This is a genomic window from Paraburkholderia fynbosensis, from assembly GCF_902859935.1.
Taxonomy (GTDB): domain Bacteria; phylum Pseudomonadota; class Gammaproteobacteria; order Burkholderiales; family Burkholderiaceae; genus Paraburkholderia; species Paraburkholderia fynbosensis.
This window is the reverse complement of sequence record NZ_CADIKI010000002.1, coordinates 561,810-584,584: the sequence shown is the minus strand read 5'-3', so window position 1 is coordinate 584,584 and position 22,775 is coordinate 561,810. Positions and strand designations below refer to the sequence as shown.

Here is a 22,775-nt window from a genome sequence, read left to right as displayed (position 1 = left end):
GATGTTCGGCAGCGTCACGTAGCGCGGCTCGTTCAGGCGCAGGTCGGTGGTGACCACGGCCGGCAATGTGAGCGACAGCGTTTCGGCGCCGCCGTCCACTTCGCGCGACACGGTTGCCTTGCCGTCAGCCACGACAAGCTTCGAGGCAAACGTCGCTTGCGGCAGATTCGCCAAAGCGGCGAGCATCTGGCCGGTCTGGTTCGAATCGTCGTCGATGGCCTGCTTGCCCAGAATGATCAACGAAGGCTGTTCCTTGTCGACCAGCGCCTTGAGCAGCTTGGCGACCGCCAGCGGCTGCAGTTCGTCGGTCGACTCGATCAGGATCGCGCGATCCGCGCCGATCGCCAGCGCGGTGCGCAGCGTTTCCTGCGCCTGCGTCACACCGGCCGACACGGCGATCACTTCCGTCGCCACACCGGCTTCCTTCAGACGCACCGCTTCTTCCACCGCGATTTCATCGAACGGATTCATCGACATCTTCACGTTCGCGATGTCGACGCCCGTGCCGTCCGACTTGACCCGGACTTTCACGTTGTAATCGACCACTCTCTTGACTGGCACCAGGATTTTCATGCACACGCTCCAAAGTTACGAATACGTCAACCCAACGAACATTATAGCGACTGGCCTCGGGACAGCCTTTTGTCGCGGGCGCTTTAGCAGAAGGATATCGCTCCCCAGTGGCGTGACGACAATAACGAACGATCGTTCTATTTTAATCTCGAAAAAACCCGGGCGGCAACCCCGGGTTTCAACTTACGCCTCTAATTCGTCATGGCCGTCGTCTCTTGCCCGATGTGCAGGCGGCTGGCTCACCAGGCGGTGATCACCGACCCACCGAACTTGCTGTCGACAAACTGCTTCACTTCCGGCGAATGGTACGCCGCGACCAGCCTGGCGACCCACGGCTTGTTCCGGTCGGCTTCGCGAATTGCGATGATATTCACATACGGCCCCTTCGGATCTTCGATGGCGATCGCGTCCTGCTTCGGCTTCAGGCCGGCTTCCATCGCGAAGTTCGTGTTGATGGCGGCCGCGTCGACGTCGTTCAACGAGCGCGGGATTTGCGCGGCGTCGAGTTCGACGATCTTCAACTTCTTCGGATTCTCGACGATATCGAGCGGCGTCGCCTTCAGACCCGCATCGGCGCGCAGCTTCAGCAGACCCTGCTTCTGCAGAAGCAACAGTGCCCGGCCGCCGTTGGTCGGATCGTTCGGCACGGCGATTTTCGCGCCCGGTTGCAGTTCGGCGAGCGTTTTCACCTTCTTCGAATAGATTCCCATCGGATAGGTAACCGTGTCCGCGATGCGGATGAGCCTGTAGCCACGATCCTTCACCTGCGCCTGCAAGTACGGGTCGTGCTGGTAGCTGTTCGCGTCCAGATCGCCGCCGGCGAGCGCCGCGTTCGGCTGTACGTAGTCGGAGAATTCGATGACCTTGATATTCAGACCGTTCTTCGCCGCGACCGTCTTCACGACTTCCATGATCTGCGCATGCGGACCGCCGGTGACGCCGACCTTGATGCTGTCTTCGGCGTGAGCCGCGGCGGCGAACAGCGACGCGGCGGCGAACGCTCCTGCGAGCTTGAGAATGAAGCGACGTTGCATGATGGACCTTTCCGACTCTGCTAGCGGGTTCCGATGACCCGTGTTTATTTATGGCTCAAACGACGCACGAGCCAATCCCCGAATGACTGCACCAGCTGCACGAACACGATCAGGATCACCACGACCGTCAACATCACCTCAGGCAGAAAACGCTGATAGCCGTAGCGAATACCGAGGTCGCCGAGACCGCCGCCGCCGATCGCGCCGGCCATCGCCGAATAACCGACCAGCGACACGAACGTGATCGTCAAGCCGGCGACCACGCCCGGCAGCGATTCCGGCAGCAACACCTTGAAGACGATCTGGCCGGTGGTCGCGCCCATCGCCTGGGCCGCTTCGATCAGCCCGCGATCGACCTCGCGCAGCGCGGTCTCGACCAGCCGCGCGATGAACGGCGCGGCGGCGATCGTCAGCGGCACGACCGCCGCCGCCGTCCCGATCGACGAACCCACGACGAGGCGCGTGAACGGAATCACCGCGACCAGCAGGATGATGAACGGCGTCGAGCGGACCGCATTGACGATCACGCCCATCACACGATTCACCGCGACGTTTTCCAGCACGCCCTGGCGGTCCGTCAGATACAGCAGCACGCCGAGCGGCAATCCCACCAATGCGCCGACCAGTCCGGAAATGCCCACCATCACGAGCGTTTCCCAGAACGACTGGACGAACATATCGAACATTTCACTCAACATGCGAGAGCTCCTCCACCACCACACCCTGTTCGCGCAGGTACGTCAGCGCCTGCGCCACCTTAGCCGGTTCGCCGCCCGCGAGCACCGCGAGCGAGCCGAACGCCTGCCCCTGGATCTCGTCGATCTGGCCGTGCAGGATGTTGAAGTCGAGTTCATAGCGGCGAATCGTTTCGGACAGGATCGGCTGGTCGACGCCCGAGCCCGTGAACGCGAGCCGCAGCAGGTGGCCGCTGCCGGTCTTCAGGCGCTCTGCGACACGCGCCTTCATCGCTGGCGGCAACTCCTGCGCGATCACGTCGCCGATCAGCGCGCGCGTCACTTCATGACGCGGCTGCAGGAACACGTCAATCACCTTGCCCTCTTCGACCACCCGGCCCGCGTCCAGCACCGCGACGCGGTCGCAGACCTGCTTGATCACGTCCATCTGGTGCGTGATCAGCACGATCGTCAGGTTCAGTTCGCGATTGATGCGCTTGAGCAGGTCGAGAATCGCCCGCGTGGTTTCGGGGTCGAGCGCGGAGGTGGCTTCGTCCGAGAGCAGCACTTTCGGCTTGCTCGCCAGTGCGCGCGCGATACCCACGCGCTGCTTCTGCCCGCCGCTGATCTGCGCCGGATAACGATCCTTCTGCGCCAACAGGCCGACCAGCTCGAGCAGCGGCAACACATTCGCTTCGATCTCGTCGCGATTCATGCCGGCGAGTTCGAGAGGCAGCGCGACGTTTTCGTACACGGTGCGCGACGACAGCAGGTTGAAGTGCTGGAAGATCATGCCGATCTCGCGGCGCGCCTCGCGCAACTGCGCGGCGGGCAGCGTGGTCAGATCGCGCCCGTCGACGACGATATTGCCTTCGGAGGGGCGCGTCAGCAGGTTGATGGTGCGCACGAGCGTACTCTTGCCCGCGCCGCTACGGCCGATGATGCCGAACACCTCGCCCGCCGGAATCGACAGATTGACGTTGTGCAGCGCCTCGACCCAGCCTTGGGGCCCGGCGAACCGCTGGGAAATGTTGCGTATTTCGATCATGGAAAAACGAAACGGCGGAGTCTGTCGCCGAGCGTTGTGCGCTCGCGACAAGCGGCCGCCGTTGCTTTTATTGGGATTTGAGGCCGCAATTCTACCGCAGGGCCGTCATTCCCTTTAATAATCAATTACGATCTTTTCATAACCTATGAGCATTAGAGGGTCGCGTGAGATGCAATGCTCGCGCGCCGGGCATCGCTGCGACTATGATCGGGCGAACCAGAATCAGGACGAGCTGCAGCCATGGAAACATCCGAAAATAACAACGTGCGCGCGAGCGGCGGGAGGCAGAACGTCGACGGGCCGCAGCGCTCGTCGGTCACCACCGCCGATGGCGTCGCATTGCCGTTGTACCGCTGGCCGGCCAAGGGGCCGCTGCGCGCGACCGTCGCACTGCTGCACGGGCTGGCCGAGCACGCGGGCCGCTACGCCGCGTTGGCCGGGCGTCTGAATGCGGCCGGCATCGAACTGGTCGCGATCGACCTGCGCGGCCACGGACACGCGCCCGGCAAGCGGGTCTCCGTGAAGCGTTTCGACGACTATCTGCTCGACGCGCAGGCCCTGCTCGACGCCGCCGCGCAAAGCTGCGCGCCGCTCTTTCTGATGGGCCACAGCATGGGTGGCGCGATCGCCGCGCTGTACGCGATCGAGCGGCTCGACGCGAGCGGCCGGCGGCTGAGCGGTTTGATCCTGTCGAGCCCCGCGCTCGCGCCGGGACGCGACGTGCCGCGCTGGATGCTTGCACTAAGCCAGGTGATCAGCCGTGTCTATCCAGGTTTCCCGGCGATGAAGATCGATGCCGCGCTGCTGTCGCGTCTTCAGCCGGTGGTGAATGCCAATCGCAACGACCCGCTCGTGCATCACGATGCGATTCCGGCGCGCACCGCCGCGGAGCTGTTGCTGGCGATGGCGCGGATCGAACGTGGCCGTGCGAATTTGCGCATGCCGCTGCTGGTGTATCACGGCACCGCCGACCAGCTCACCGAGCCCGACGGCAGCCGCGCCTTCGGCCAGCACGCAGGTTCGCCGGACAAGACGCTTACGCTGCACGAAGGCAGCTATCACGAGACGATGAACGATCTCGATCGCGACCGTGTGATCGGGGGGCTGATCGATTGGATCGAGAAGCGGGCGGTGGGGCGTTGAGCGTTTGACGCGATGGCGAAGCGCGGCCTCTCCCGCCGTGGCCACTCGCAAACGCGCTGACCTTGATGCTCCCTGGCCGCCGAGGTCACCACAGCACCCACCGTTACCCTTGCGCCCGCCTAGCGCTTCCAGTCCGGCGCGCGCTTGTCGATGAACGCCTGCACGCCTTCGAGCGCGGAGTCATCCATCATGTTGCAGGCCATCGTCTGGCCGGCGAGCTGGTAAGCCGCCTCGATGCCCATTTCGAGCTGGCGATAGAAAAGCCACTTTCCAGCGCTCACCGCTTCGACCGGTTTCGCGCAGATCGTCGCGGCGAGGCGCGCGAGTTCCACGTCGAGCGCGTCGGCGGGAACCACGCGGTTCACGAGGCCTTGGTGCTTCGCTTCGGCGGCGTCGATGAACTCGCCGGTGAGCAGCATATCGAGCGCCGCCTTGCGCGACAAGTTGCGCGAGAGCGGCACCGAAGGCGTCGCGCAGAACAGCCCCAGGTTCACACCAGATACGGCGAAACGCGCGGAGTCCGCCGCGACCGCCAGATCGCACATCGCCACCAGTTGACAGCCGGCCGCCGTGGCAATGCCCTGCACACGCGCGATCACCGGTTGCGGCAGACGCTGGATCGTCATCATCAGCTTCGTGCAGCGGGCGAACAGCCGCTGGTAATAAGCCAGCGATGGCGTCGCGCGCATTTCCTTCAGATCGTGCCCCGCGCAGAACGCCCGCCCCGCCCCCGCGATGACAACCACGCGCGCATCCGACGCCGCGATCTGCGTCAACGCATTCTGCATCTCATCGAGCAAAGCCTCGGAGAGCGCGTTGAACGCGTCGGGCCGGTTCATCGTCAACTGCACGACGCCCGGCACCCGATACGCATCGTGTTCGATCTCGATCAGTGAAGCGCTGCTCGCCTTCGCGTTCATGACCCGCTCCTCATTTGCGTTGCGTGGTTGCCGCCAATGGCAGGGCAGGCTGTTCAGATGCCGGCCAGCGAGCGCATGTGCGCGACCACGCTGCGTCCAAGCGCCGACAGGTTGTAGCCGCCCTCGAGACAACTGACGATGCGTCCGCGCGCATGACGTTTCGCGATCTCGCGCATCTGATCGGTGATCCATGCGTAGTCGTCTTCGACGAGGCCCATGTTACCGAGGTCGTCCTCGCGATGCGCGTCGAAGCCCGCCGAGATGAACAGCATCTCGGGCTTGAATTCATGCAGGCGCGGCAGCCACAGCATGTCCACCGCCTCGCGCACCTCCATGCCCTTCGAACGCGCGGGCATCGGCACGTTGCACATGTTGGACGCCTGGTTGTCGGCGCCGGTGAACGGATAGAACGGATGCTGGAAGATGCTGCACATCAGCACGCGCGGATCGCCCGAGAAGGCCGCTTCGGTGCCGTTGCCGTGATGCACGTCGAAGTCGATGATCGCCACGCGCTGCAGCCCGTGCACGTCGAGCGCATGGCGCGCGGCGATCGCGACGTTGTTGAAGAAGCAGAAGCCCATCGCGCGCGCCGGCTCCGCGTGATGGCCGGGCGGACGCACGCTGCAGAAAGCATTGTCGTAACGGCCTTCGATCACCGCGTCCGTCGCGGCCACCGCGGCACCCGCCGCGCGCAACGCGGCTTGCCAGGTGTGGGGGTTCATCGCCGTATCGGGATCGATCTCGGCGATGCCTTCGGCGGGCGAACGGCTGCGGATGTAGTCGACGTGCGCTTGCGTATGCACGCGCAGCAGCGCGGCTTCGTCGGCGAGCGGCGCGGACTCGCGCTCGATCAGCGAGTCGATGCGGCTCGCGATCAATTGATCTTCGATGGCCTGCAGGCGCGCGGGACATTCGGGATGCCATTGCCCCATGTCGTGCAGCAGACAGTCGGCGTGAGAATAAAAACCTGTTGCCATGATTTTCTTCTGCGACGCAACGCCTTCGCAGCGCGCGTAGCGTGTCTCCATCCAGGGGCGCACCCTCGCGGCGCGCCGACACTCGTCAAGTTACCACACGATGCGGCTGTGACGAGTTCGACACGGTTTTGCAGAAGGCGTCGGGTATACTGCCCCCGAAACTTTTCCCCGTCTCCCGCACACTGCACCCCTTGCTCACTATGACCGTCAAGCTTGCTCTGTCTGCACGAAACCGGCTTCATCTCGGCGCGCTGGCCGCCTCATTGTCCGTCGCATCGTGCTTGGTCATGGCAACCAGTCCCGCGCTCGCGCAAGGCGTCGGCAAGAAACAGCCGGTGCTGCTCGCGCAGGGCCAGCCGCAACCGTCCGTGCCCCAAGGGCAAACGTTTGAAGAAGAGATCATTCCGCAGCGCTACGCGAACAATGCGAATGTCGACGCGTTCATCAACGACATGGTCGCGCGCTACGACTTCGACGAGTCCGCGCTGCACACACTGTTCGCCGGCGTCAGCTATTCCGCGACTGCGGTCAAGCTCGTCACGCCCTCGCCGTCACCGGCAGTGAAGAACTGGCGCGTGTATCAGTCGCGCTTTCTCGACCCGGTTCGCATCAACGCCGGTGTGCGCTTCTGGCGCGAGAACCAGGCTACGTTGCAACGCGCGTATGAAGAGTTCGGCGTGCCGCCGGAGGTGATCGTCGGCATCATCGGCGTGGAAACGATCTACGGCCGCTACATGGGCAACTTCCGCGTGCTCGACGCGCTGACCACCCTGAGCTTCGACTACCCGAACACCGCCAATCGCGGCGACCGTCAGGCCACCTTCCGCAAGAATCTCGAAGACTATCTGGTGTGGACGCGCGACGCGCAGATCGACCCGACCACGGTGCTCGGCTCGTACACCGGCGCGATCGGCATTCCGCAGTTCCTGCCGAGCAGCATCACGCAATACGCGGTGGACTACGACGGCAACAAGCGCATCGACCTGCGCACGAGCGCGGCGGACGCGATCGGCAGCGTGGCGAACTATCTGCGTCAGAACGGCTGGGAAAACGGCCGGCCTGTGGTGTGGCGGATCGGCTCGGACGCCGGCAGCCTGGGCGTCGCCCAAGCGGCCGCCGACGGCCAGCCGGAGCCGCACTGGCCGCTCGAACAGTTGCTGCGCGCCGGACTGCTGCTGAACGAACCGGACGTGGACGTCGCCGCAGAAGCCGGCACGCCGGTGACGGTGGTCGACCTGCCGTCGCCGGGGCGCGGCACCGAGTTCAAGCTGGGGCTGAAGAATTTCTACGTGCTGACGCGCTATAACCGCAGCTTCTTTTATGCGCTGGCGGTGTATCAGTTGGGCCAGAAGGTCAAAGCGCAGATGGAGGCAAGCAACGCGGCGAACGGCGCCACTGGCGCGACGGCGCCGAACGGCAATTCGCAATAGAGCGATCGTGATGCGCATGCTCTGTGCGCCTCACCAGCCGACATAAAAAAAGCGCCGGTTCGACCGGCGCTTTTTCATAGGCGGGCGTGGCGATGCACGCTTACGCGGGAAAGACCCCGGTGGACAGATACCGGTCGCCGCGATCGCAGACGATGAACACGATCGTCGCATTCTCGACCTGGCGCGCGATACGCAGCGCGACCTCGCATGCGCCGCCCGACGAAATGCCGGCGAAGATACCTTCGACCGATGCCATCCGGCGCGCCATCGCTTCGGCGGCGGCCTGGCTCACGTTCTCGACGCGATCCACGCGGCTGCGGTCGAAAATTTTCGGCAGATAGGCTTCCTGCCATTTGCGAATACCCGGAATGCGCGAGCCTTCCTCCGGCTGCGCGCCGATGATCTCGATCGCCTGATTCTGCGTCTTCAGATAAGTGGACACGCCCATGATCGTGCCGGTCGTCCCCATCGACGAGACAAAGTGCGTGATGCGCCCTTCGGTGTCGCGCCAGATTTCCGGGCCCGTGCCCTCGATGTGCGAAGCCGGATTGTCCGGATTCGCGAACTGGTCGAGGATGATGCCTTTGCCTTCGCGCTGCATCTGTTCGGCTAGATCGCGCGCGTACTCCATGCCACCGGTCACGGGCGTCAGAACGATCTGCGCACCATAGGCCGCCATGCTCTGACGGCGTTCCACCGACAGGTCTTCCGGCATGATCAGCACCATCTTGTAGCCACGGATCGCCGCCGCCATCGCGAGCGCGATGCCGGTGTTGCCGCTCGTCGATTCGATCAGCGTGTCGCCCGGCTTGATGCGCCCGCGGGCTTCCGCTTTCTTGATCATCGACAGGGCCGGGCGGTCCTTCACCGATCCCGCGGGATTGTTGCCCTCGAGTTTCGCAAGCACGACGTTATTGCGGCTGCGGATTTCGTCGTCGGGGAGCCGGACGAGTTGCACGAGCGGCGTATTGCCGATCGTATCTTCAATCGTTTTGTAAGCCATATCGGTTCTGGTGCTGTCGATGCGCGGAGTCTTAATCTATTGATTCTAAACCACCGTGCCCGCGGCCGCCGTGCGGCCCTTCTGGCGGCATGGATGCAATACGGTCATCGCGCGCGTCCGCCATGCTGCGACACGCAAAAAACCGACGTGAGCCGTGCGCCCCGCCACGCAAAAAACCCCGCGACTGAGAACCGCGGGAGCCAGTCATCTGCATGACAGCTGAAGGAGTGTTCGTTTCACTCCGACCATGAAGGGGGTGACGGCCGCGGGCCGTGCGCACAGTGAAGCAACCGCGCGCACGGCCCGCGTCGGCTTATTTCTTTACCGCCACTGCGAGGTTGCTTTTGGAACCGTCGGCCGGAGCGGCCGCGACTTTGGTCTGTGCAGCCGCCGCAACCTGCGTGTTAGCAGCAGCGCCAGCCGGACCGACAGCGAGACCCTCCGCCTGCAGGCGCTCGACGGTATGCCCGCCCATGCCTTTGACGCGCTTGCCGAGATCGGCCGGGTCCTTGAACGGACCATGCGCTGCACGCTCGTCGAGAATGGCTTTCGCTTTGGCAGCACCGATGCCTTTGATACCGCGCAGCGCATCCTCGTTAGCCGTGTTGACGTCGACCGCCGCATACGCGTGGCCGAATGCGGCGAGCATGGCCGCGGTGACCAGAATTTTTCGAAACATGTGGAACCTCCCTCGTACAACCGGTTGGCGACCATCACCAACCGGGAGATTCCAGTTTAAAGAGGGATCCGAATTATTTACACCTGGCCGAACAGCCAACGTACGTAGCGATCGACACCTTCCTGCACGCTCAGGAACGGCGCATCGTAGCCGGCCGCGCGCAGCTTCGACTGGTCGGCCTGCGTGAAGCACTGGTACTTGCCGCGCAGCGCGTCGGGAAACGGAATGTACTCGATCAGGCCGCGCTGCACCTGATCCGCGAGCGACAGCGCCGGCTCGTTGTTCAGCGCACGCAGCGTGTTGACCACGGTGCTCGCGATGTCGTTGAACGGTTGCGCACGGCCGCTGCCGAGATTGAAGATGCCCGATTTGTCCCGATTGTCGAAGAAGAACAGGTTGACCTTCACCACGTCTTCGACGGAAACGAAATCGCGCGTCTGCTCGCCCGATGCATAGCCGTTGTATTCGCCGAACAACTTGACCTTGCCTTCGGCGCGGAACTGGTTGAAGTTGTGAAACGCGACCGATGCCATGCGCGCCTTATGCGTTTCGCGCGGCCCGTACACGTTGAAGTAACGGAAGCCCGCAATCTGGCTCTTCGCGGTAGGCAGCACGCGCCGGATCACCTGGTCGAACAGGAATTTCGAATAGCCGTACACGTTCAGCGGCTGCTCGACTTCACGCTCTTCGACGAAGCGGCTCGACCCGCCGTACGTCGCTGCCGACGACGCATACAGAAACTGGATGTTCTGCGCGAGGCAGACATCGAGCACGTCGCGGCTGTAGCGGAAGTTGTTGTCCATCATGTAGCGGCCGTCGGTCTCCATCGTGTCCGAGCAGGCGCCTTCGTGGAAAATCGCGCGCACCTTGCCGAAGTCACCGCGCTTGAAGCGCTCGACGAATTCGGTCTTATCGAGATAGTCGTCGATTTCGCAATCGACCAGATTCTTGAACTTGTCGGCGCGCGTCAGATTGTCGACGGCGATGATGCGTTGTTCGCCGCGCTCGTTGAGCGCCTTCACGAGATTGCTGCCGATGAAACCGGCCGCGCCGGTGACGATGAGAGTCATGATGATCCTGCGGTAATGAGCCCTGCGTGGGACTGGGGTCGAGCGCTAAAACGCCGACTCCAATCGACAGCTTTGCATGGGACTTCGGTTGACGCCCCGTGGGTTCTTTTCACGCTGCGCGATGGCGCGTGACGAAAGACCCGGCGGACCGCATCAATGAAAGAGTTCGTCGTAGTCGACGGTGGCGGTACCGAGTTTGCCGACCACGATGCCCGCCGCGCGATTCGCGAGGCCAACCGCGTCGACCAGCGTGAGGCCCGCGCCCAGCATGGCGGCGAGCGTGGCGATCACGGTGTCGCCCGCACCCGAGACATCATACACTTCGCGTGCGACGGCCGAAGCGTGCAGGACGCCGTCGTCGGAGAAGAGCGTCATGCCCTCTTCCGAGCGCGTCAGCAACAGCGCCTTGAACGCCAGTTCGGCGCGCAGCTTCGTCACGCGCGCGAGCAGATCCTCCTCGGACTTCCACTGACCGACAACCTCGCGCAACTCCGCGCGATTCGGTGTGATCAGCGTCGCGCCGCGATAACGCTCCCAGTCGTCGCCCTTCGGATCGACCAGCACCGGCTTGCCCGCCGCGTGCGCCTTCGCGATCATCTGCGTGACGTGGGTCAGGCCGCCCTTCGCGTAATCCGACATCAGAATCACGTCATGCGACGGCAGCAAGTCGTCGAAACGCGCGAGGCCCGCGAGCAGCACTTCATGCGCCGGCGAGTTTTCGAAGTCGACGCGCAGCAACTGCTGCTGCCGCGACAGCACGCGCAGCTTGATCGTGGTGAGCAGCGCCGGATCGCGTTCGAGATGCGGCGTCACGCCGCTTTCGCCGAGCAACTGCACGATGCGCTCGCCGGGTTCGTCATGGCCGACCACGCACAGCAAGCCGGCCTGCGCGCCGAGCGCGACCGCATTGCGCGCGACGTTCGCCGCGCCGCCCAGACGATCTTCCTGACGCTGCACGTGCACCACCGGCACCGGCGCTTCGGGCGAGATGCGGTTCACGTCGCCGAACCAGTAGCGGTCCAGCATCACGTCGCCGACCACCAGCACGCGCGCCGCGCCGAGTTGCGCGCGCGGCACGACCGTGAGCTGCGCCGCCGGCGTGGACGCGGGAGCTCCCGGCATGGCCTCAGGCATCGGCCGGAAGTTCAGAGGGTTGGGCATAGGGGCGTCCAATCGAGTGATAGTCGATGCCGAGCTCGGTCATCGCGTCCGGTTCGTAGAGATTGCGGCCGTCGAAAATCTGCGCCGACTTCAGCACCGATTTGAGGTACACGAAATCCGGACTCTTGAATTCCTTCCATTCGGTCACGATCACGAGCGCGTCGGCGCCGGTGAGCGTTTCGTCCTGCGTACTCGTGAAGGTCAGACGCGCGAGCTGCTCGGGCGCGTTGTGCAAATCGAGCTCGAATACGCGGCGCGCTTCGGTCACCGCGACCGGGTCGTACGCACGCACCTGAGCGCCACGCGCCAGCAGTTCGGCGACCACGCGACGGCTGGGCGCTTCGCGCATGTCGTCGGTATTCGGCTTGAATGCGAGGCCCCAGACGGCGAACGTGCGGCCGCTCAGATCGTCGCCGAGCTTGGCGGTGATCTTTTGAACCAGTACGTCCTTTTGCCTGTCGTTCACTTCCTCGACCGCTTCGAGGATTCGCAGGTTGTGCCCGCTCTCGCTGGCGGTGCGAATCAGCGCCTGCACGTCCTTCGGAAAGCACGAGCCGCCATAGCCGCAACCGGCATACAGGAAGTGATAGCCGATGCGCGGGTCCGAGCCGATGCCGCGGCGCACCGCTTCGATATCCGCGCCGACGCGATCCGCCAGATTCGACATTTCGTTCATGAACGAAATGCGCGTGGCGAGCATCGCATTGGCCGCGTATTTGGTGAATTCGGCCGAGCGCACGTCCATGTGCAGCGTACGTTCGTGATTGCGGTTGAACGGCGCGTACAGGCGCTTCATCAGTTCGCGCGCGCGTTGGCCGGCTTCGTCTTCGTCGCTGCCGATCACGATGCGATCGGGTCGCATGAAGTCGTCGACCGCCGCGCCTTCCTTCAGAAACTCGGGGTTGGAGACCACCGAAAAGCGATGCTGGTCGCTGCCCGCCAATTCGCGTTTGGCGAGCTCTTCCGCGATCACCGCGCGCACCCGCTGCGCTGTGCCGACCGGCACCGTCGATTTGTCGACGACCACCTTGAAGCCGTTCATCGTGCGGCCAATGTTGCGAGCCGCCTCGAGCACGTACTGCAGATCGGCCGAGCCGTCTTCGTCAGGCGGCGTACCGACCGCGATGAACTGCACGTCACCGTGCGCCACGCTGGCCTCGACATCCGTGGAGAACGTGATGCGGCGCGCCGCGCGCGTGCGGGCGATCATCTCCTGCAAACCCGGCTCGTGAATCGGTACGCCGCCGTTATTGAGGATTTCGATCTTGCGCGGATCGACGTCAAGACAGAAAACGTCGTGACCGATCTCAGCGAGACACGCGCCAGTGACGAGGCCGACATAGCCTGTGCCGATAATGGTGATTTTCATACGCCTTCCGGTAGAGGGTTCCGGTGATGATTGCCGGTCATGAGGCCGGGACGAACTCGCTGCAAAATCCGCCCGCGCCGATGCTGCCGCCATGCGCGGGGCGCGGCGGCCCTGCGGTTAATGCCGCGACGCCCGCAGTGCCGTCAATTCGACGCGACAATCGGTTCGACACGACGCGGCGCATAGGTTTCCCATCCGCTGCAACCCGGGCACTGCCAATAGAAAAGCCGCGCCCTGAAGCCGCAATTCTGGCACGTATAGCGCGGCAGATTCTTGGTGCGCTGACGGATCAGCGTACGCATCAGTTCGAGCTCGCTGCGCCGCGGCTCCTCCGCGACGGCCTGCTGCGCCTCCAGTAGACGCGTCATGCCGGCCAGGTTCGGCGACTTCTGCATCTGCGAACGTGCCAGCGCGTGCGCCGCATCGGGACCGCGCAGGGACGCGACGTGCTGATAGGCTACATCGAGCAGATCGTTGGTCGGATGCCGGTCGACCCAGGCGGTAAGCAGATCGGCGCCTTCTTGCGGACGGCCAAGCGCCTCATAGGCCTTCATCACTTTCTCCGCGACCAGCGGCAGATAGGCCGGATTCTGCTCCTCGACGCGCCGCCATTGGTCGATGGCCGCGGCCTGCTCGCCGCCAGCCGCGTCGACGTCGCCGAACAGGATAGTGGCGCGCACGTTGGTCGGGTTCGCCTTCAGCGCGAAGCCGAGCTGGCGGCGGGCCTCGTCCGGATTGTTCTGCTGCAGCGCTTCCTGCGCAAGCTCGCAATGGAACTGCGCGATTTCCTTGCCGAGCGATTCGGCGCCCATCGTTTCCAGATGGCGCGCGGTGTCGATCGACTTGACCCAGTCCTTCTCGATCTCGTAGATGGTGAGGAGCGCTCGTTGTGCGCCTAACGCGTAGTCGCCGGTTTCGAGCGACCGGAAAGTTTCCTCCGCGCGATCGAGCAGGCCCGCTTTCAGGAAGTCCTGGCCCAGTTCGTAAAGCGCGTGGTCGCGCTCGCTGACCGGCAGGTCGGCGCGGCTCAACAGATTCTGATGCACGCGAATCGCGCGGTCCGTTTCGCCGCGGCGCCGGAACAGATTCCCTAGCGCGAAATGCAGTTCGATCGTTTCGGGGTCGAGCTTGACCACTTCGATGAATGCATCGATCGCCTGGTCAGGCTGCTCGTTGAGCAGGAAGTTCAGGCCGCGGAAATACGAGCGCGGCAGGTTGGCGCTCTCGGACAGCAGCGTCTTGAGGTCGTAGCGCGCAGCCATCCAGCCGAACGCGAAAGCGACGGGGATGACGAGCAGCCACCAGAAGTCTAGATCCATGCGATTAATGCAAATGTGCGGGAAAGCAGGAACGGAAAGCCGCGCTCAACCTTGCGCGGCGGAAGGAAATTCAGATCAGCGGCGGCATGGGTGGTTGTTCGACCACCACTGGCGTTTCGCGCGCCGCGCGCAACTCGCGCTTGAGCCGGCCATTTTCCATGCGCAGGCGCACCGTAGTCGGCATTGCCGACACCAGTCCGGCCAACAGCCCCACCACGAAGAACGCGAGACCGATCAGGATCAAGGGCGCCGACCACATGTAGCCGGCGAGGAAATTCAACGTAGCAGGTTGTGTGTTGGAGAGCGCCAGCACCAGCAGCAGCACGAACACCAGCACACGGATCAACCAGACGATAAATTTCATGAATGTGTCTCTTGACGGCAGTTGCGAGGTGACGCCGGCTCGATGACGCGTCGCGCCAATGTATTGCCCGCGCCGAAGTGACCCGTATTGTAATTGAAGCCCTCGTGGCTGGGCAGGAAGTGGCGAATTGCGGCTTACGTGGGGTTTATCCTGCTCTCGCCGCAAATAAGGACTGAGGGGACGGGTGCTTGGGCCTGGCAGAGTGGCGAAGGGACGCACGCGCGTGAGCTTGGCTTGATGCGGCTTGGTGCGGTCAAACAGCTACGACAACGCGGCTAGAAAATCTATGGGCGAAAAAAAAGCGCCCAAAGGCGCTTTTTCTGGTCTTTTGCCAACTGGCTTTGGCCGCTGACGCTACCAATGCCACGCTGCAAAACGCGCAGCGAAGCATTTACAGGTCGTCATCCGGCTCTTCGGCCTTCAACGGCTCGCCCGCGCGACGATCTACCCGCTCACGCAATTCCTTGCCCGGCTTGAAGTGCGGTACGTGCTTCTCAGGTACCAGCACCTTCTCGCCCGACTTCGGATTGCGTCCGACGCGGGAGGGACGGCGGTTGAGGCCGAAGCTGCCGAAGCCGCGAATTTCGATGCGATGACCGTTGGCAAGCGCCTCCGACATCGCATCAAGCATCGTCTTCACCGCGAAATCCGCATCTTTAAGTACAAGCTGCGGAAATCGCGTAGCCAGCTGGGCGACCAATTCCGATTTGGTCATACTGCAGCAGACCTCTCAGGCTTACTGGTTCTGGCCGTCAAGCTTGGCCTTCAGCAGCGCGCCGAGGTTCGTCGTGCCGGTAGCTGCCGCGCTCGAATCCGACGAAGCCAAACCACGGATGGCTTCCTGTTGCTCAGCCGAATCCTTAGCCTTGATCGACAGGTTGATGCCGCGCGACTTGCGATCAATGTTGATGATCATCGCGTTGACCTTGTCGCCTTCCTTCAGCACGTTGCGAGCATCTTCCACGCGGTCTTGTGCGATTTCCGAAGCGCGCAGGTAGCCTTCGACTTCAGCCGACAGCTGAACCACTGCACCCTTCGCGTCCACCGTCTTGACCACGCCGTCGACGGTCGAACCCTTGTCGTTCATTGCAACGAAGTTGCTGAACGGGTCGCCTTCGAGCTGCTTGATGCCCAGCGAAATACGTTCCTTCTCGACGTCGATGCCGAGAACGATCGCTTCCACTTCGTCGCCCTTCTTGTACTTGCGAACTGCTTCTTCGCCCGTTTCGCTCCACGACAGGTCCGACAGGTGAACCAGACCGTCGATGCCGCCCGGCAGACCGATGAAGACGCCGAAGTCGGTGATCGACTTGATGGCGCCTTGCAGCTTGTCGCCCTTCTTGAAGTTGCGGCTGAAGTCGTCCCACGGGTTCGGCTTGCACTGCTTCATGCCGAGGCTGATACGGCGGCGGTCTTCGTCGATTTCGAGAACCATGACTTCGACTTCGTCGCCCAACTGCACAACCTTCGACGGTGCAACGTTCTTGTTGGTCCAGTCCATTTCCGACACGTGGACGAGGCCTTCGATGCCCGATTCCACTTCGACGAATGCGCCGTAGTCGGTGATGTTGGTGACCTTACCGAACAGGCGCGTGCCCGACGGGTAACGGCGCGAGATGCCTTCCCACGGATCGTCGCCCAGTTGCTTGATGCCCAGCGAAACGCGGTTCTTCTCTTGATCGAACTTGAGGATCTTCGCGGTGACTTCCTGGCCAACCGACAGCACTTCGCTCGGGTGACGCACACGACGCCATGCGATGTCGGTGATGTGCAGCAGACCGTCGATACCGCCGAGGTCCACGAACGCGCCGTAGTCGGTGATGTTCTTGACCACGCCTTCCACGATCGCGCCTTCCTTCAGCGTTTCGAGCAGCTTTGCGCGCTCTTCGCCCTGGGTTGCTTCGATCACGGCACGACGCGACAGCACGACGTTGTTACGCTTGCGGTCGAGCTTGATGACGCGAAACTCCAGCGTCTTGCCTTCGTACGGGGTCGTATCCTTGACCGGACGCGTGTCGACCAGCGAACCCGGCAGGAACGCGCGGATGCCGTTGACCATCACGGTCATGCCGCCCTTGACCTTGCCCGTGATCGTGCCGGTCACGAGTTCGTTGTTGTCGAGCGCTTTTTCCAGCGACAGCCACGAAGCCAGACGCTTCGCCTTGTCGCGCGACAGGATCGTGTCGCCATAGCCGTTTTCCAGCGCGTCGATCGCGACGGAAACGAAGTCGCCCGCCTGCACTTCTACCTCGCCCGCGTCGTTCAGGAACTCTTCGAGCGGGATGTAGGCTTCGGACTTGAGACCAGCGTTGACGACCACGAAGTTGTGGTCAACACGCACGACTTCGGCGGAGATCACTTCGCCGGCGCGCATGTCTTGCTTGGTCAGCGACTCTTCGAACAGAGCCGCAAAAGATTCGGTATTCGGGGTAGAGGTTTGCAGGTCGGACATAAAAATCAAAATTTGCATGGTTCTCGCGGTGCCCGGCTGGCCGGACGGTCAGCAACTTCGGCAAGAAAGCGAATGCCACGCGGGGTTAAAGGGTTAATACAACGCTTCGCGACAATCGCGAAGCACCTACTGACAACGGACTTCTACGGCGCCCACGCGCTGACTCAAAACACTGCTCGTGGATCAGCCATGCGGGACTAGAGCTTCATACCATTGCACCACCTGTTCGACCGCCTGGTCGACCGACAACGCGGAGGTATCAAGCAGCTTTGCATCCGCTGCAGGCTTGAGTGGCGCGGCGGCGCGCTGACTGTCACGCTCGTCGCGCTCACGCAAATCCCGAAGCAAGTCATCCATATTAGCAGAAAACCCTTTTTGGATCAATTGCTTATGCCGGCGCGCCGCACGGGCCTCGACACTGGCGGTCATGAACACCTTCAGCACGGCGTCCTGGAAGATCACAGTGCCCATGTCGCGGCCGTCGGCAACCAGCCCCGGCTCCTTGCGAAAGGCCCGTTGACGCGCCACCAACGCGGCTCGCACGGGCGCGTGCACGGCGATCGCCGAGGCGCGGCTGCCGACGTCCTCGGCGCGAATTTCGGCCGACACGTCGACGCCGTCGAGCTGCGCCAGCCCCTCGCGGAAAGTGATATGCAGGTCGTCGATCAGTCTGACAAGGGCGTCGGCATCGTCAGGCGCGATGCCGTAGCGCAGGCTGGCCAGCGCGGCGAGCCGGTACAACGCGCCGCTATCCAGCAGGTGAAAGCCTAGGCTCGCGGCAACCAGCGCGGCCACCGTGCCTTTGCCGGAGGCACTCGGGCCGTCGATCGTAATGACGGGCGTCTGGTGAAAGGGACGGATCGGTTTCATCGAAAAAGTCGCACGTCAGTCGATTCGGGTCGAATCAGGGTTGAGCGAGCGCGGTGAAGCGCTCGAAATAATCGGGAAACGTCTTGCCGACGCACTTCGGATCGTTAATGCGGATCGGCACGCCGCCGAGGCTCACCAGTGAGAAGCACATGGCCATCCGGTGGTCGTCGTAGGTGTCGATGGAAGCGTTCGGAATCAGCTTTTCAGGCGGCGTGACGACGAGAAAATCCTCGCCCTCCTGCACCTTCGCGCCGACCTTGCGCAACTCGGTCGCCATCGCGGCGATCCGGTCGGTTTCCTTGACGCGCCAGCTGGCAATGTTGCGCAGCGTGGTCGTGCCGTCCGCGAACAGCGCGGCCACGGCAATCGTCATGGCCGCGTCGGGGATCAGGTTGAAGTCCATGTCGATCGGATCGAGCTTGCCGTGGTCGTTGCCGACACCGCGCACTTCGATCCAGTCGTCGCCCATCTGCAGGTTCGCGCCCATCCTGATGAGCGCATCGGCAAAGCCGACATCGCCCTGGATGCTCGCGCGGCCCACGCCTTCCACTTTCAGCGGCCCGCCGCCGAGCGCCCCGGCCGCGAGAAAGTATGAAGCGGACGATGCATCGCCCTCGACCATGATCGTACCCGGCGACTGATAGCGCTGGCCCGACGGCACGACGAACTGGTGCCAGCCGTGACGCTCGACCTCGATGCCGAAGCGCGCCATCAGCTTGATCGTGATCTCGATATACGGCTTCGAGATCAGTTCGCCGTCCACCTGCACGGTGGTCGCGCCGCTTTCGGTGCGCAACAGCGGCAGCGTCATCAGCAGCGAGGTCAGAAACTGGCTCGACACGTCGCCGCGCACGCGGATCGGCGCGTCGGCGGTGATCCGCGCCGGGCGAATCCTCAGCGGCGGATACCCTTCGTTCTCTTCGTAGTCGATCCTCGCGCCGATCTGGCGCAAGCCGTCGACCAGATCGCCGATCGGCCGCTCGTGCATGCGCGGCACGCCGTGAATCCGGTAATCGCCGCCATTCACGGCCAGCGCCGCGGTCAATGGACGCACCGCCGTGCCTGCATTGCCGAGGAACAGGTCGGCCTGACGCGCGGTGAAGGCGCCGCGCGTGCCGGTCACGACGCAGGCGTCGCCGTCGCGCTTCAGACGCACGCCGAGCTTTTCGAGCGCGTCGAGCATCACGCGAGTGTCGTCGGAGTCGAGCAGGTTCGTGATCGTCGTTTCGCCTTCGGCGAGCGCCGCGAGCAGCAACACCCGGTTCGAAATGCTCTTCGAGCCGGGCAGACGAACCGTGCCGGACGCACGAGAAAATGGTCCGAGATCGAGGAATTCCATGATTGAGTCCAGTTTCCGGTTATTTCGACGCGTCGCTTTGGGCCGTGCCCACCGCGCGCTGCTCCTGCCATTCGGTGCGGGCGACCCGCGAGCGCGCGAATACGGCTTCGAGCGCGGCGCCGTCGGCGGCGTCGATCGCTGCGCGCAGCCGCCCGAGTACCGCGGTGTACGCGTCGAGTTCGTCGAGCAGCGCGACGCGATTGGCGACGCACACGTCGCGCCACATTTCCGGGCTCGACGCGGCGATCCGCGTGAAGTCGCGGAAGCCCCCCGCCGCGAACGAGAATTTCAACGCGGCGTCAGGTGAATTGAGAATCTGCTCGACCAGCGCGAACGACAGCACGTGCGGCAAATGGCTGACCGCCGCGAACACGCGGTCGTGCTGCGCGGGCGTCATTTCGCGCACGAGCGCGCCGGTGGCGCGCCACATCGCCGCGACCCGCTCGACTGCCTGCGGCGCGTTCTCCGGCAGCGGGCACAGCACGACGTTGCGATTGACATACAGATCGGGCAAGGCGGCATCGACGCCGCTCGACTCGCGGCCGGCAATCGGATGCCCCGGCACGAACTGGCCGATCCGCGCGCCGAGCGCCGCACCAGCGGCGCCGACTACGTCCGACTTCGTGCTGCCAGCATCGGTGACGATGGTGCTCGCGTCGAGATGCGGCGCGATGCGTTCGAGCAACGGTTGAGTCTGCGCGACGGGCGCCGCCAGCAGCACGAAGTCGGCACCGGATAGCGCCTCACGCAGTGCGGCGTCGTCGCTCAACGCCGCGGCGCTGTCGATTACGCTCAAGGCCAAAGCGCGCTCGCTCGACGCGGACGAACGCCCGACGCCGATCACCTTGCGTGCTCCCTCGGTCTCGCCGCGTTCACGCAGAGCGCGCGCGAGCGATCCGCCGATCAACCCGACACCGAAAATCACCAGCTTGTTAAAAGAAAACGCGGCCACGTCGGTCACAGGAAAAGCGCGCCAGTCATGCTGATCAGGTTTGCCGATCAGGCGCGCGGGTCGAGAAGTACCGCTTAGGCGGCGGCGAGCGTCTTTTGGAGCGCCGCAAGGAATGCTTCGTTTTCTTCCGGCAGCCCGATCGTAATGCGCAGCCATTGCGGCAAACCATAGTTGCCGACCGGACGCACGATCACGCCCTGCTTCAGCAATTCGAGGTTGACGCGGTTGCCGGCCGCGTCGTCGTTGCCGACGCGCACCAGCACGAAGTTGCCGTCCGACGGCACGTACTCGAGACCGAGCTTGTCGAACGCCTCCGTCAAACGGCGATAGCCTCGCGCGTTCAGCTCCGCGCTCTTCTCGAGAAACGCCTTGTCGTTCAATGCGGCGATGGCCGCGGCCTGCGCCAGCGTATTCACATTGAACGGCTGACGCAGACGGTTTAGCAAATCGGTCAATTCAGGCTGGGCAATCGCGAAGCCGACGCGCAGGCCGGCAAGGCCGAACGCCTTCGAGAACGTGCGCGAGACCAGCAGATTCGGATAACGGCGCACCCATGCGATCGAGTCGTAACGCTTGTCCTGCGGCAAATACTCGGTGTACGCCTCGTCGAGCACCACGGCCACATGGCGCGGCACTTTGTCGAGAAACGCTTCCAGCTTCGGACCTTCGATGAAGGTGCCGGTCGGATTGTTCGGATTGGCGACGAAAACGAGGCGCGTATCGTCGGTGATCGCGGCAAGCATCGCGTCAAGGTCGTGACCGTACTTGACGGCCGGCACGACGATCGCGCGCGCCCCCACGCCTTGCGTCGCGAGCGCGTAGACCGCAAACGAATACTGCGCGAAGACGATCGACTGCTCCTTCTCGACGAACGCGTGCGCGGCGATTTCGAGGATGTCGTTGCTGCCGTTGCCGAGCGTGATCCAGTCGGCCGGCACGTCGTAGCGCTCGCTCAGCGCCGCCTTCAGTTCGAAACCGTTCGCGTCCGGATAGCGGCCGAGTTCGCTCGCGGCTTGCACCATCGCGCGTTGCGCCGACTCGGGCATGCCGAGCGGATTCTCGTTCGATGCCAGCTTCACGATGGTCGCTTCGTCCAGACCGAACTCGCGGGCCACTTCCGAAATCGGCTTGCCGGCGATGTAAGGCGCGATCGCGCGCACGTAGGAGGGGCCGAAAGACGCTGTCATGAATATCTCCGAACGACTATGTGTAATTGAATATGCGGCTGGGCGGCCCGATGCCGCCCGAGTCTCATTGCGTACGTTCCGTTGGCAGCTCGCCGTCAGCGGGCGCGCGGATACGAACCGAGTATCTTCAGAAACGCGGCTTTTTCGCCGAGTTCGGTCAGCGCGGCGGCAACCGCCGGATCGTCGCGATGGCCTTCGACGTCGATGTAGAAGTAGTACTCCCACGTGCCGACGCGAGCCGGACGCGATTCGAAACGGGTCATCGACACGCTATGGCGCGCGAGCGGCTCCAGCAGCTTGACCATCGCGCCCGGCTCGTTGACCACCGACACGATCAGCGAAGTCTGGTCGTAACCGCTCGGCCCGGCCGGCTGCTTGCCGATCATCACGAAGCGCGTGCGGTTGTGCGGGTCGTCCTGAATCAGCGCGTTCACGACCAGCAAACCGTAGTGGGTCGCGGCACGATCGCCGGCGATGGCCGCGACGCTCGGATCTTCCGCCGCCATCCGCGCGGCTTCCGCATTGCTCGACACCGCCTGGCGTTCCAGATGCGGCGCGTTCGTCGATAACCAGCGCTGGCACTGGGCGAGCGCCTGCGCATGCGCGCAGACGCGCTTCACGCCCGTGAGGCCGCCGTTCAGCGTCAACAGATTGTGGTGGATCGGCAAGGCCAGTTCGCCACCGATCGTGAGCTGCGTTTGCAGCAGCAGATCGAGCGTGCGCGACACCGCGCCTTCGGTCGAATTCTCGACCGGCACGACGCCGAATTCCGCCGCGCCCGCTTCGACCGAGCGGAACACTTCGTCGATCGAGGGGCACGGCAGGCCTTCGATCGACTGACCGAAGTACTCGTGCATCGCCTGTTCGCTGTAGGTGCCGACCGGCCCGAGGTACGCCGCCTTGATGGTCTTTTCGAGGGCGCGGCTGGCCGCCATGATCTCGCGCCAGATCGCGCTGATATGCTCGCTCGCGAGCGGCCCTTCGCTCATGTCCTGCAAACGCGCGATCACCTGCTGCTCGCGTTCGGGACGGAACACCGGCGCGTTGAAATGCTTCTTGACCTCGCCCACTTCGAGCGCCACCGCGGCGCGCTGGTTGAGCAGTGCGATCAACTGCGCGTCGAGCGCGTCGATGCGATCGCGCAGGGGTTTGAGTCGGGTATTGAGTTCGTCGTCCATTGGGTGAAAACGGTCCTGCCGGGTAACTGCTGG

22 protein-coding genes are annotated in these 22,775 nt (G+C 63.6%); 2 read left to right on the top strand and 20 right to left on the bottom strand.

Annotation, left to right across the window (positions count from 1 at the left end; all coding sequences use genetic code 11):
• From HV770_RS05620 to HV770_RS05605, 4 genes are all read right to left on the bottom strand, one after another.
• Positions 1-573 (bottom strand): electron transfer flavoprotein subunit beta/FixA family protein (locus HV770_RS05620; protein WP_175158465.1); only part of this gene is annotated, 573 nt, incomplete at its 3' end.
• A gap of 239 nt (positions 574-812) precedes the next feature.
• Positions 813-1,607, bottom strand: a complete 795-nt coding sequence (locus HV770_RS05615; RefSeq protein ID WP_175158464.1) for a MetQ/NlpA family ABC transporter substrate-binding protein — start codon at positions 1,605-1,607, stop codon at positions 813-815.
• A 44-nt stretch (positions 1,608-1,651) separates the two neighbouring features.
• Entirely contained in the window at positions 1,652-2,305 is a 654-nt protein-coding gene (locus tag HV770_RS05610) for a methionine ABC transporter permease (protein ID WP_121315372.1), read from the bottom strand.
• A complete protein-coding gene (locus tag HV770_RS05605) occupies positions 2,295-3,329 on the bottom strand; it encodes a methionine ABC transporter ATP-binding protein (RefSeq protein ID WP_175158463.1) in 1,035 nt (344 codons plus the stop codon). Before HV770_RS05605 ends, HV770_RS05610 begins: the two co-directional genes overlap by 11 nt.
• 240 nt (positions 3,330-3,569) lie before the next feature.
• Between HV770_RS05605 and HV770_RS05600 the strand changes: the two genes are divergently transcribed.
• The gene (locus HV770_RS05600) at positions 3,570-4,472 is read left to right on the top strand and encodes an alpha/beta hydrolase (protein ID WP_175158462.1); all 903 of its coding nucleotides are present in this window, start codon (positions 3,570-3,572) and stop codon (positions 4,470-4,472) included.
• A gap of 119 nt (positions 4,473-4,591) precedes the next feature.
• Here the strand turns inward: HV770_RS05600 and HV770_RS05595 are convergent, their stop codons facing one another.
• Entirely contained in the window at positions 4,592-5,392 is an 801-nt protein-coding gene (locus tag HV770_RS05595) for an enoyl-CoA hydratase (RefSeq protein WP_175158461.1), read from the bottom strand.
• A gap of 53 nt (positions 5,393-5,445) precedes the next feature.
• The gene (locus HV770_RS05590) at positions 5,446-6,369 is read right to left on the bottom strand and encodes a histone deacetylase family protein (protein ID WP_175158460.1); all 924 of its coding nucleotides are present in this window, start codon (positions 6,367-6,369) and stop codon (positions 5,446-5,448) included.
• Between the two features lie 281 nt (positions 6,370-6,650).
• Here HV770_RS05590 and mltB point away from each other — a divergent pair, with 281 nt between their 5' ends.
• The gene (gene mltB, locus HV770_RS05585) at positions 6,651-7,799 is read left to right on the top strand and encodes a lytic murein transglycosylase B (RefSeq protein ID WP_175158459.1); all 1,149 of its coding nucleotides are present in this window, start codon (positions 6,651-6,653) and stop codon (positions 7,797-7,799) included.
• Between the two features lie 100 nt (positions 7,800-7,899).
• Here mltB and cysM read toward each other — a convergent pair whose 3' ends face one another.
• The 14 genes from cysM to pheA all read right to left on the bottom strand — a co-directional run bounded on the left by cysM (position 7,900) and on the right by pheA (position 22,742).
• Positions 7,900-8,802, bottom strand: a complete 903-nt coding sequence (cysM, locus tag HV770_RS05580; protein WP_175158458.1) for a cysteine synthase CysM — start codon at positions 8,800-8,802, stop codon at positions 7,900-7,902.
• Positions 8,803-9,115: 313 nt separating this feature from the next.
• A complete protein-coding gene (locus HV770_RS05575; RefSeq protein WP_175158457.1) occupies positions 9,116-9,481 on the bottom strand; it encodes a ComEA family DNA-binding protein in 366 nt (121 codons plus the stop codon).
• A gap of 77 nt (positions 9,482-9,558) precedes the next feature.
• Positions 9,559-10,551, bottom strand: coding sequence for an ADP-glyceromanno-heptose 6-epimerase (gene rfaD / locus HV770_RS05570; protein ID WP_175158456.1), 993 nt, complete (start codon positions 10,549-10,551; stop codon positions 9,559-9,561).
• Between the two features lie 153 nt (positions 10,552-10,704).
• Positions 10,705-11,712 (bottom strand): D-glycero-beta-D-manno-heptose-7-phosphate kinase, encoded by a 1,008-nt coding sequence (rfaE1, locus tag HV770_RS05565; RefSeq protein ID WP_281366193.1) that lies wholly within the window; start codon positions 11,710-11,712, stop codon positions 10,705-10,707.
• Positions 11,678-13,081 (bottom strand): UDP-glucose dehydrogenase family protein, encoded by a 1,404-nt coding sequence (locus tag HV770_RS05560; protein ID WP_175158455.1) that lies wholly within the window; start codon positions 13,079-13,081, stop codon positions 11,678-11,680. Before HV770_RS05560 ends, rfaE1 begins: the two co-directional genes overlap by 35 nt.
• Positions 13,082-13,224: 143 nt before the next feature.
• Complete coding sequence (gene lapB / locus HV770_RS05555; protein ID WP_175158454.1) at positions 13,225-14,400, bottom strand: lipopolysaccharide assembly protein LapB; 1,176 nt, start codon at positions 14,398-14,400, stop codon at positions 13,225-13,227.
• A gap of 70 nt (positions 14,401-14,470) precedes the next feature.
• Positions 14,471-14,764 (bottom strand): LapA family protein, encoded by a 294-nt coding sequence (locus HV770_RS05550; RefSeq protein WP_175158453.1) that lies wholly within the window; start codon positions 14,762-14,764, stop codon positions 14,471-14,473.
• A 391-nt stretch (positions 14,765-15,155) separates the two neighbouring features.
• Positions 15,156-15,479 (bottom strand): integration host factor subunit beta, encoded by a 324-nt coding sequence (locus HV770_RS05545; RefSeq protein ID WP_175158452.1) that lies wholly within the window; start codon positions 15,477-15,479, stop codon positions 15,156-15,158.
• A 21-nt stretch (positions 15,480-15,500) separates the two neighbouring features.
• A complete protein-coding gene (gene rpsA / locus HV770_RS05540) occupies positions 15,501-17,234 on the bottom strand; it encodes a 30S ribosomal protein S1 (protein ID WP_175158451.1) in 1,734 nt (577 codons plus the stop codon).
• 165 nt (positions 17,235-17,399) lie between these two features.
• The gene (gene cmk, locus HV770_RS05535) at positions 17,400-18,086 is read right to left on the bottom strand and encodes a (d)CMP kinase (protein WP_175158450.1); all 687 of its coding nucleotides are present in this window, start codon (positions 18,084-18,086) and stop codon (positions 17,400-17,402) included.
• 34 nt (positions 18,087-18,120) lie between these two features.
• Entirely contained in the window at positions 18,121-19,425 is a 1,305-nt protein-coding gene (aroA, locus tag HV770_RS05530; RefSeq protein ID WP_175158449.1) for a 3-phosphoshikimate 1-carboxyvinyltransferase, read from the bottom strand.
• A 19-nt stretch (positions 19,426-19,444) separates the two neighbouring features.
• A complete protein-coding gene (locus HV770_RS05525; RefSeq protein WP_175158448.1) occupies positions 19,445-20,386 on the bottom strand; it encodes a prephenate dehydrogenase in 942 nt (313 codons plus the stop codon).
• Between the two features lie 65 nt (positions 20,387-20,451).
• A complete protein-coding gene (gene hisC, locus HV770_RS05520) occupies positions 20,452-21,564 on the bottom strand; it encodes a histidinol-phosphate transaminase (RefSeq protein WP_175158447.1) in 1,113 nt (370 codons plus the stop codon).
• A gap of 95 nt (positions 21,565-21,659) precedes the next feature.
• A complete protein-coding gene (pheA, locus tag HV770_RS05515) occupies positions 21,660-22,742 on the bottom strand; it encodes a prephenate dehydratase (RefSeq protein ID WP_121315388.1) in 1,083 nt (360 codons plus the stop codon).
• Positions 22,743-22,775 lie beyond the last annotated feature (33 nt).

What these genes read in the sequence shown, in the direction of transcription:
- HV770_RS05615 (WP_175158464.1), bottom strand. Translation starts at nt 1,607, where the DNA reads ATGCAACGTCGCTTCATTCTCAAGCTCGCAGGAGCGTTCGCCGCCGCG.
- HV770_RS05545 (WP_175158452.1), bottom strand. Translation starts at nt 15,479, where the DNA reads ATGACCAAATCGGAATTGGTCGCCCAGCTGGCTACGCGATTTCCGCAG.
- lapB (WP_175158454.1), bottom strand. Translation starts at nt 14,400, where the DNA reads ATGGATCTAGACTTCTGGTGGCTGCTCGTCATCCCCGTCGCTTTCGCG.
- pheA (WP_121315388.1), bottom strand. Translation starts at nt 22,742, where the DNA reads ATGGACGACGAACTCAATACCCGACTCAAACCCCTGCGCGATCGCATC.
- HV770_RS05575 (WP_175158457.1), bottom strand. Translation starts at nt 9,481, where the DNA reads ATGTTTCGAAAAATTCTGGTCACCGCGGCCATGCTCGCCGCATTCGGC.
- rfaD (WP_175158456.1), bottom strand. Translation starts at nt 10,551, where the DNA reads ATGACTCTCATCGTCACCGGCGCGGCCGGTTTCATCGGCAGCAATCTC.
- HV770_RS05550 (WP_175158453.1), bottom strand. Translation starts at nt 14,764, where the DNA reads ATGAAATTTATCGTCTGGTTGATCCGTGTGCTGGTGTTCGTGCTGCTG.
- HV770_RS05605 (WP_175158463.1), bottom strand. Translation starts at nt 3,329, where the DNA reads ATGATCGAAATACGCAACATTTCCCAGCGGTTCGCCGGGCCCCAAGGC.
- HV770_RS05610 (WP_121315372.1), bottom strand. Translation starts at nt 2,305, where the DNA reads ATGTTGAGTGAAATGTTCGATATGTTCGTCCAGTCGTTCTGGGAAACG.
- HV770_RS05600 (WP_175158462.1), top strand. Translation starts at nt 3,570, where the DNA reads ATGGAAACATCCGAAAATAACAACGTGCGCGCGAGCGGCGGGAGGCAG.
- HV770_RS05590 (WP_175158460.1), bottom strand. Translation starts at nt 6,369, where the DNA reads ATGGCAACAGGTTTTTATTCTCACGCCGACTGTCTGCTGCACGACATG.
- cysM (WP_175158458.1), bottom strand. Translation starts at nt 8,802, where the DNA reads ATGGCTTACAAAACGATTGAAGATACGATCGGCAATACGCCGCTCGTG.
- HV770_RS05595 (WP_175158461.1), bottom strand. Translation starts at nt 5,392, where the DNA reads ATGAACGCGAAGGCGAGCAGCGCTTCACTGATCGAGATCGAACACGAT.
- hisC (WP_175158447.1), bottom strand. Translation starts at nt 21,564, where the DNA reads ATGACAGCGTCTTTCGGCCCCTCCTACGTGCGCGCGATCGCGCCTTAC.
- aroA (WP_175158449.1), bottom strand. Translation starts at nt 19,425, where the DNA reads ATGGAATTCCTCGATCTCGGACCATTTTCTCGTGCGTCCGGCACGGTT.
- cmk (WP_175158450.1), bottom strand. Translation starts at nt 18,086, where the DNA reads ATGAAACCGATCCGTCCCTTTCACCAGACGCCCGTCATTACGATCGAC.
- rpsA (WP_175158451.1), bottom strand. Translation starts at nt 17,234, where the DNA reads ATGCAAATTTTGATTTTTATGTCCGACCTGCAAACCTCTACCCCGAAT.
- HV770_RS05560 (WP_175158455.1), bottom strand. Translation starts at nt 13,081, where the DNA reads ATGAAAATCACCATTATCGGCACAGGCTATGTCGGCCTCGTCACTGGC.
- rfaE1 (WP_281366193.1), bottom strand. Translation starts at nt 11,712, where the DNA reads ATGCCCAACCCTCTGAACTTCCGGCCGATGCCTGAGGCCATGCCGGGA.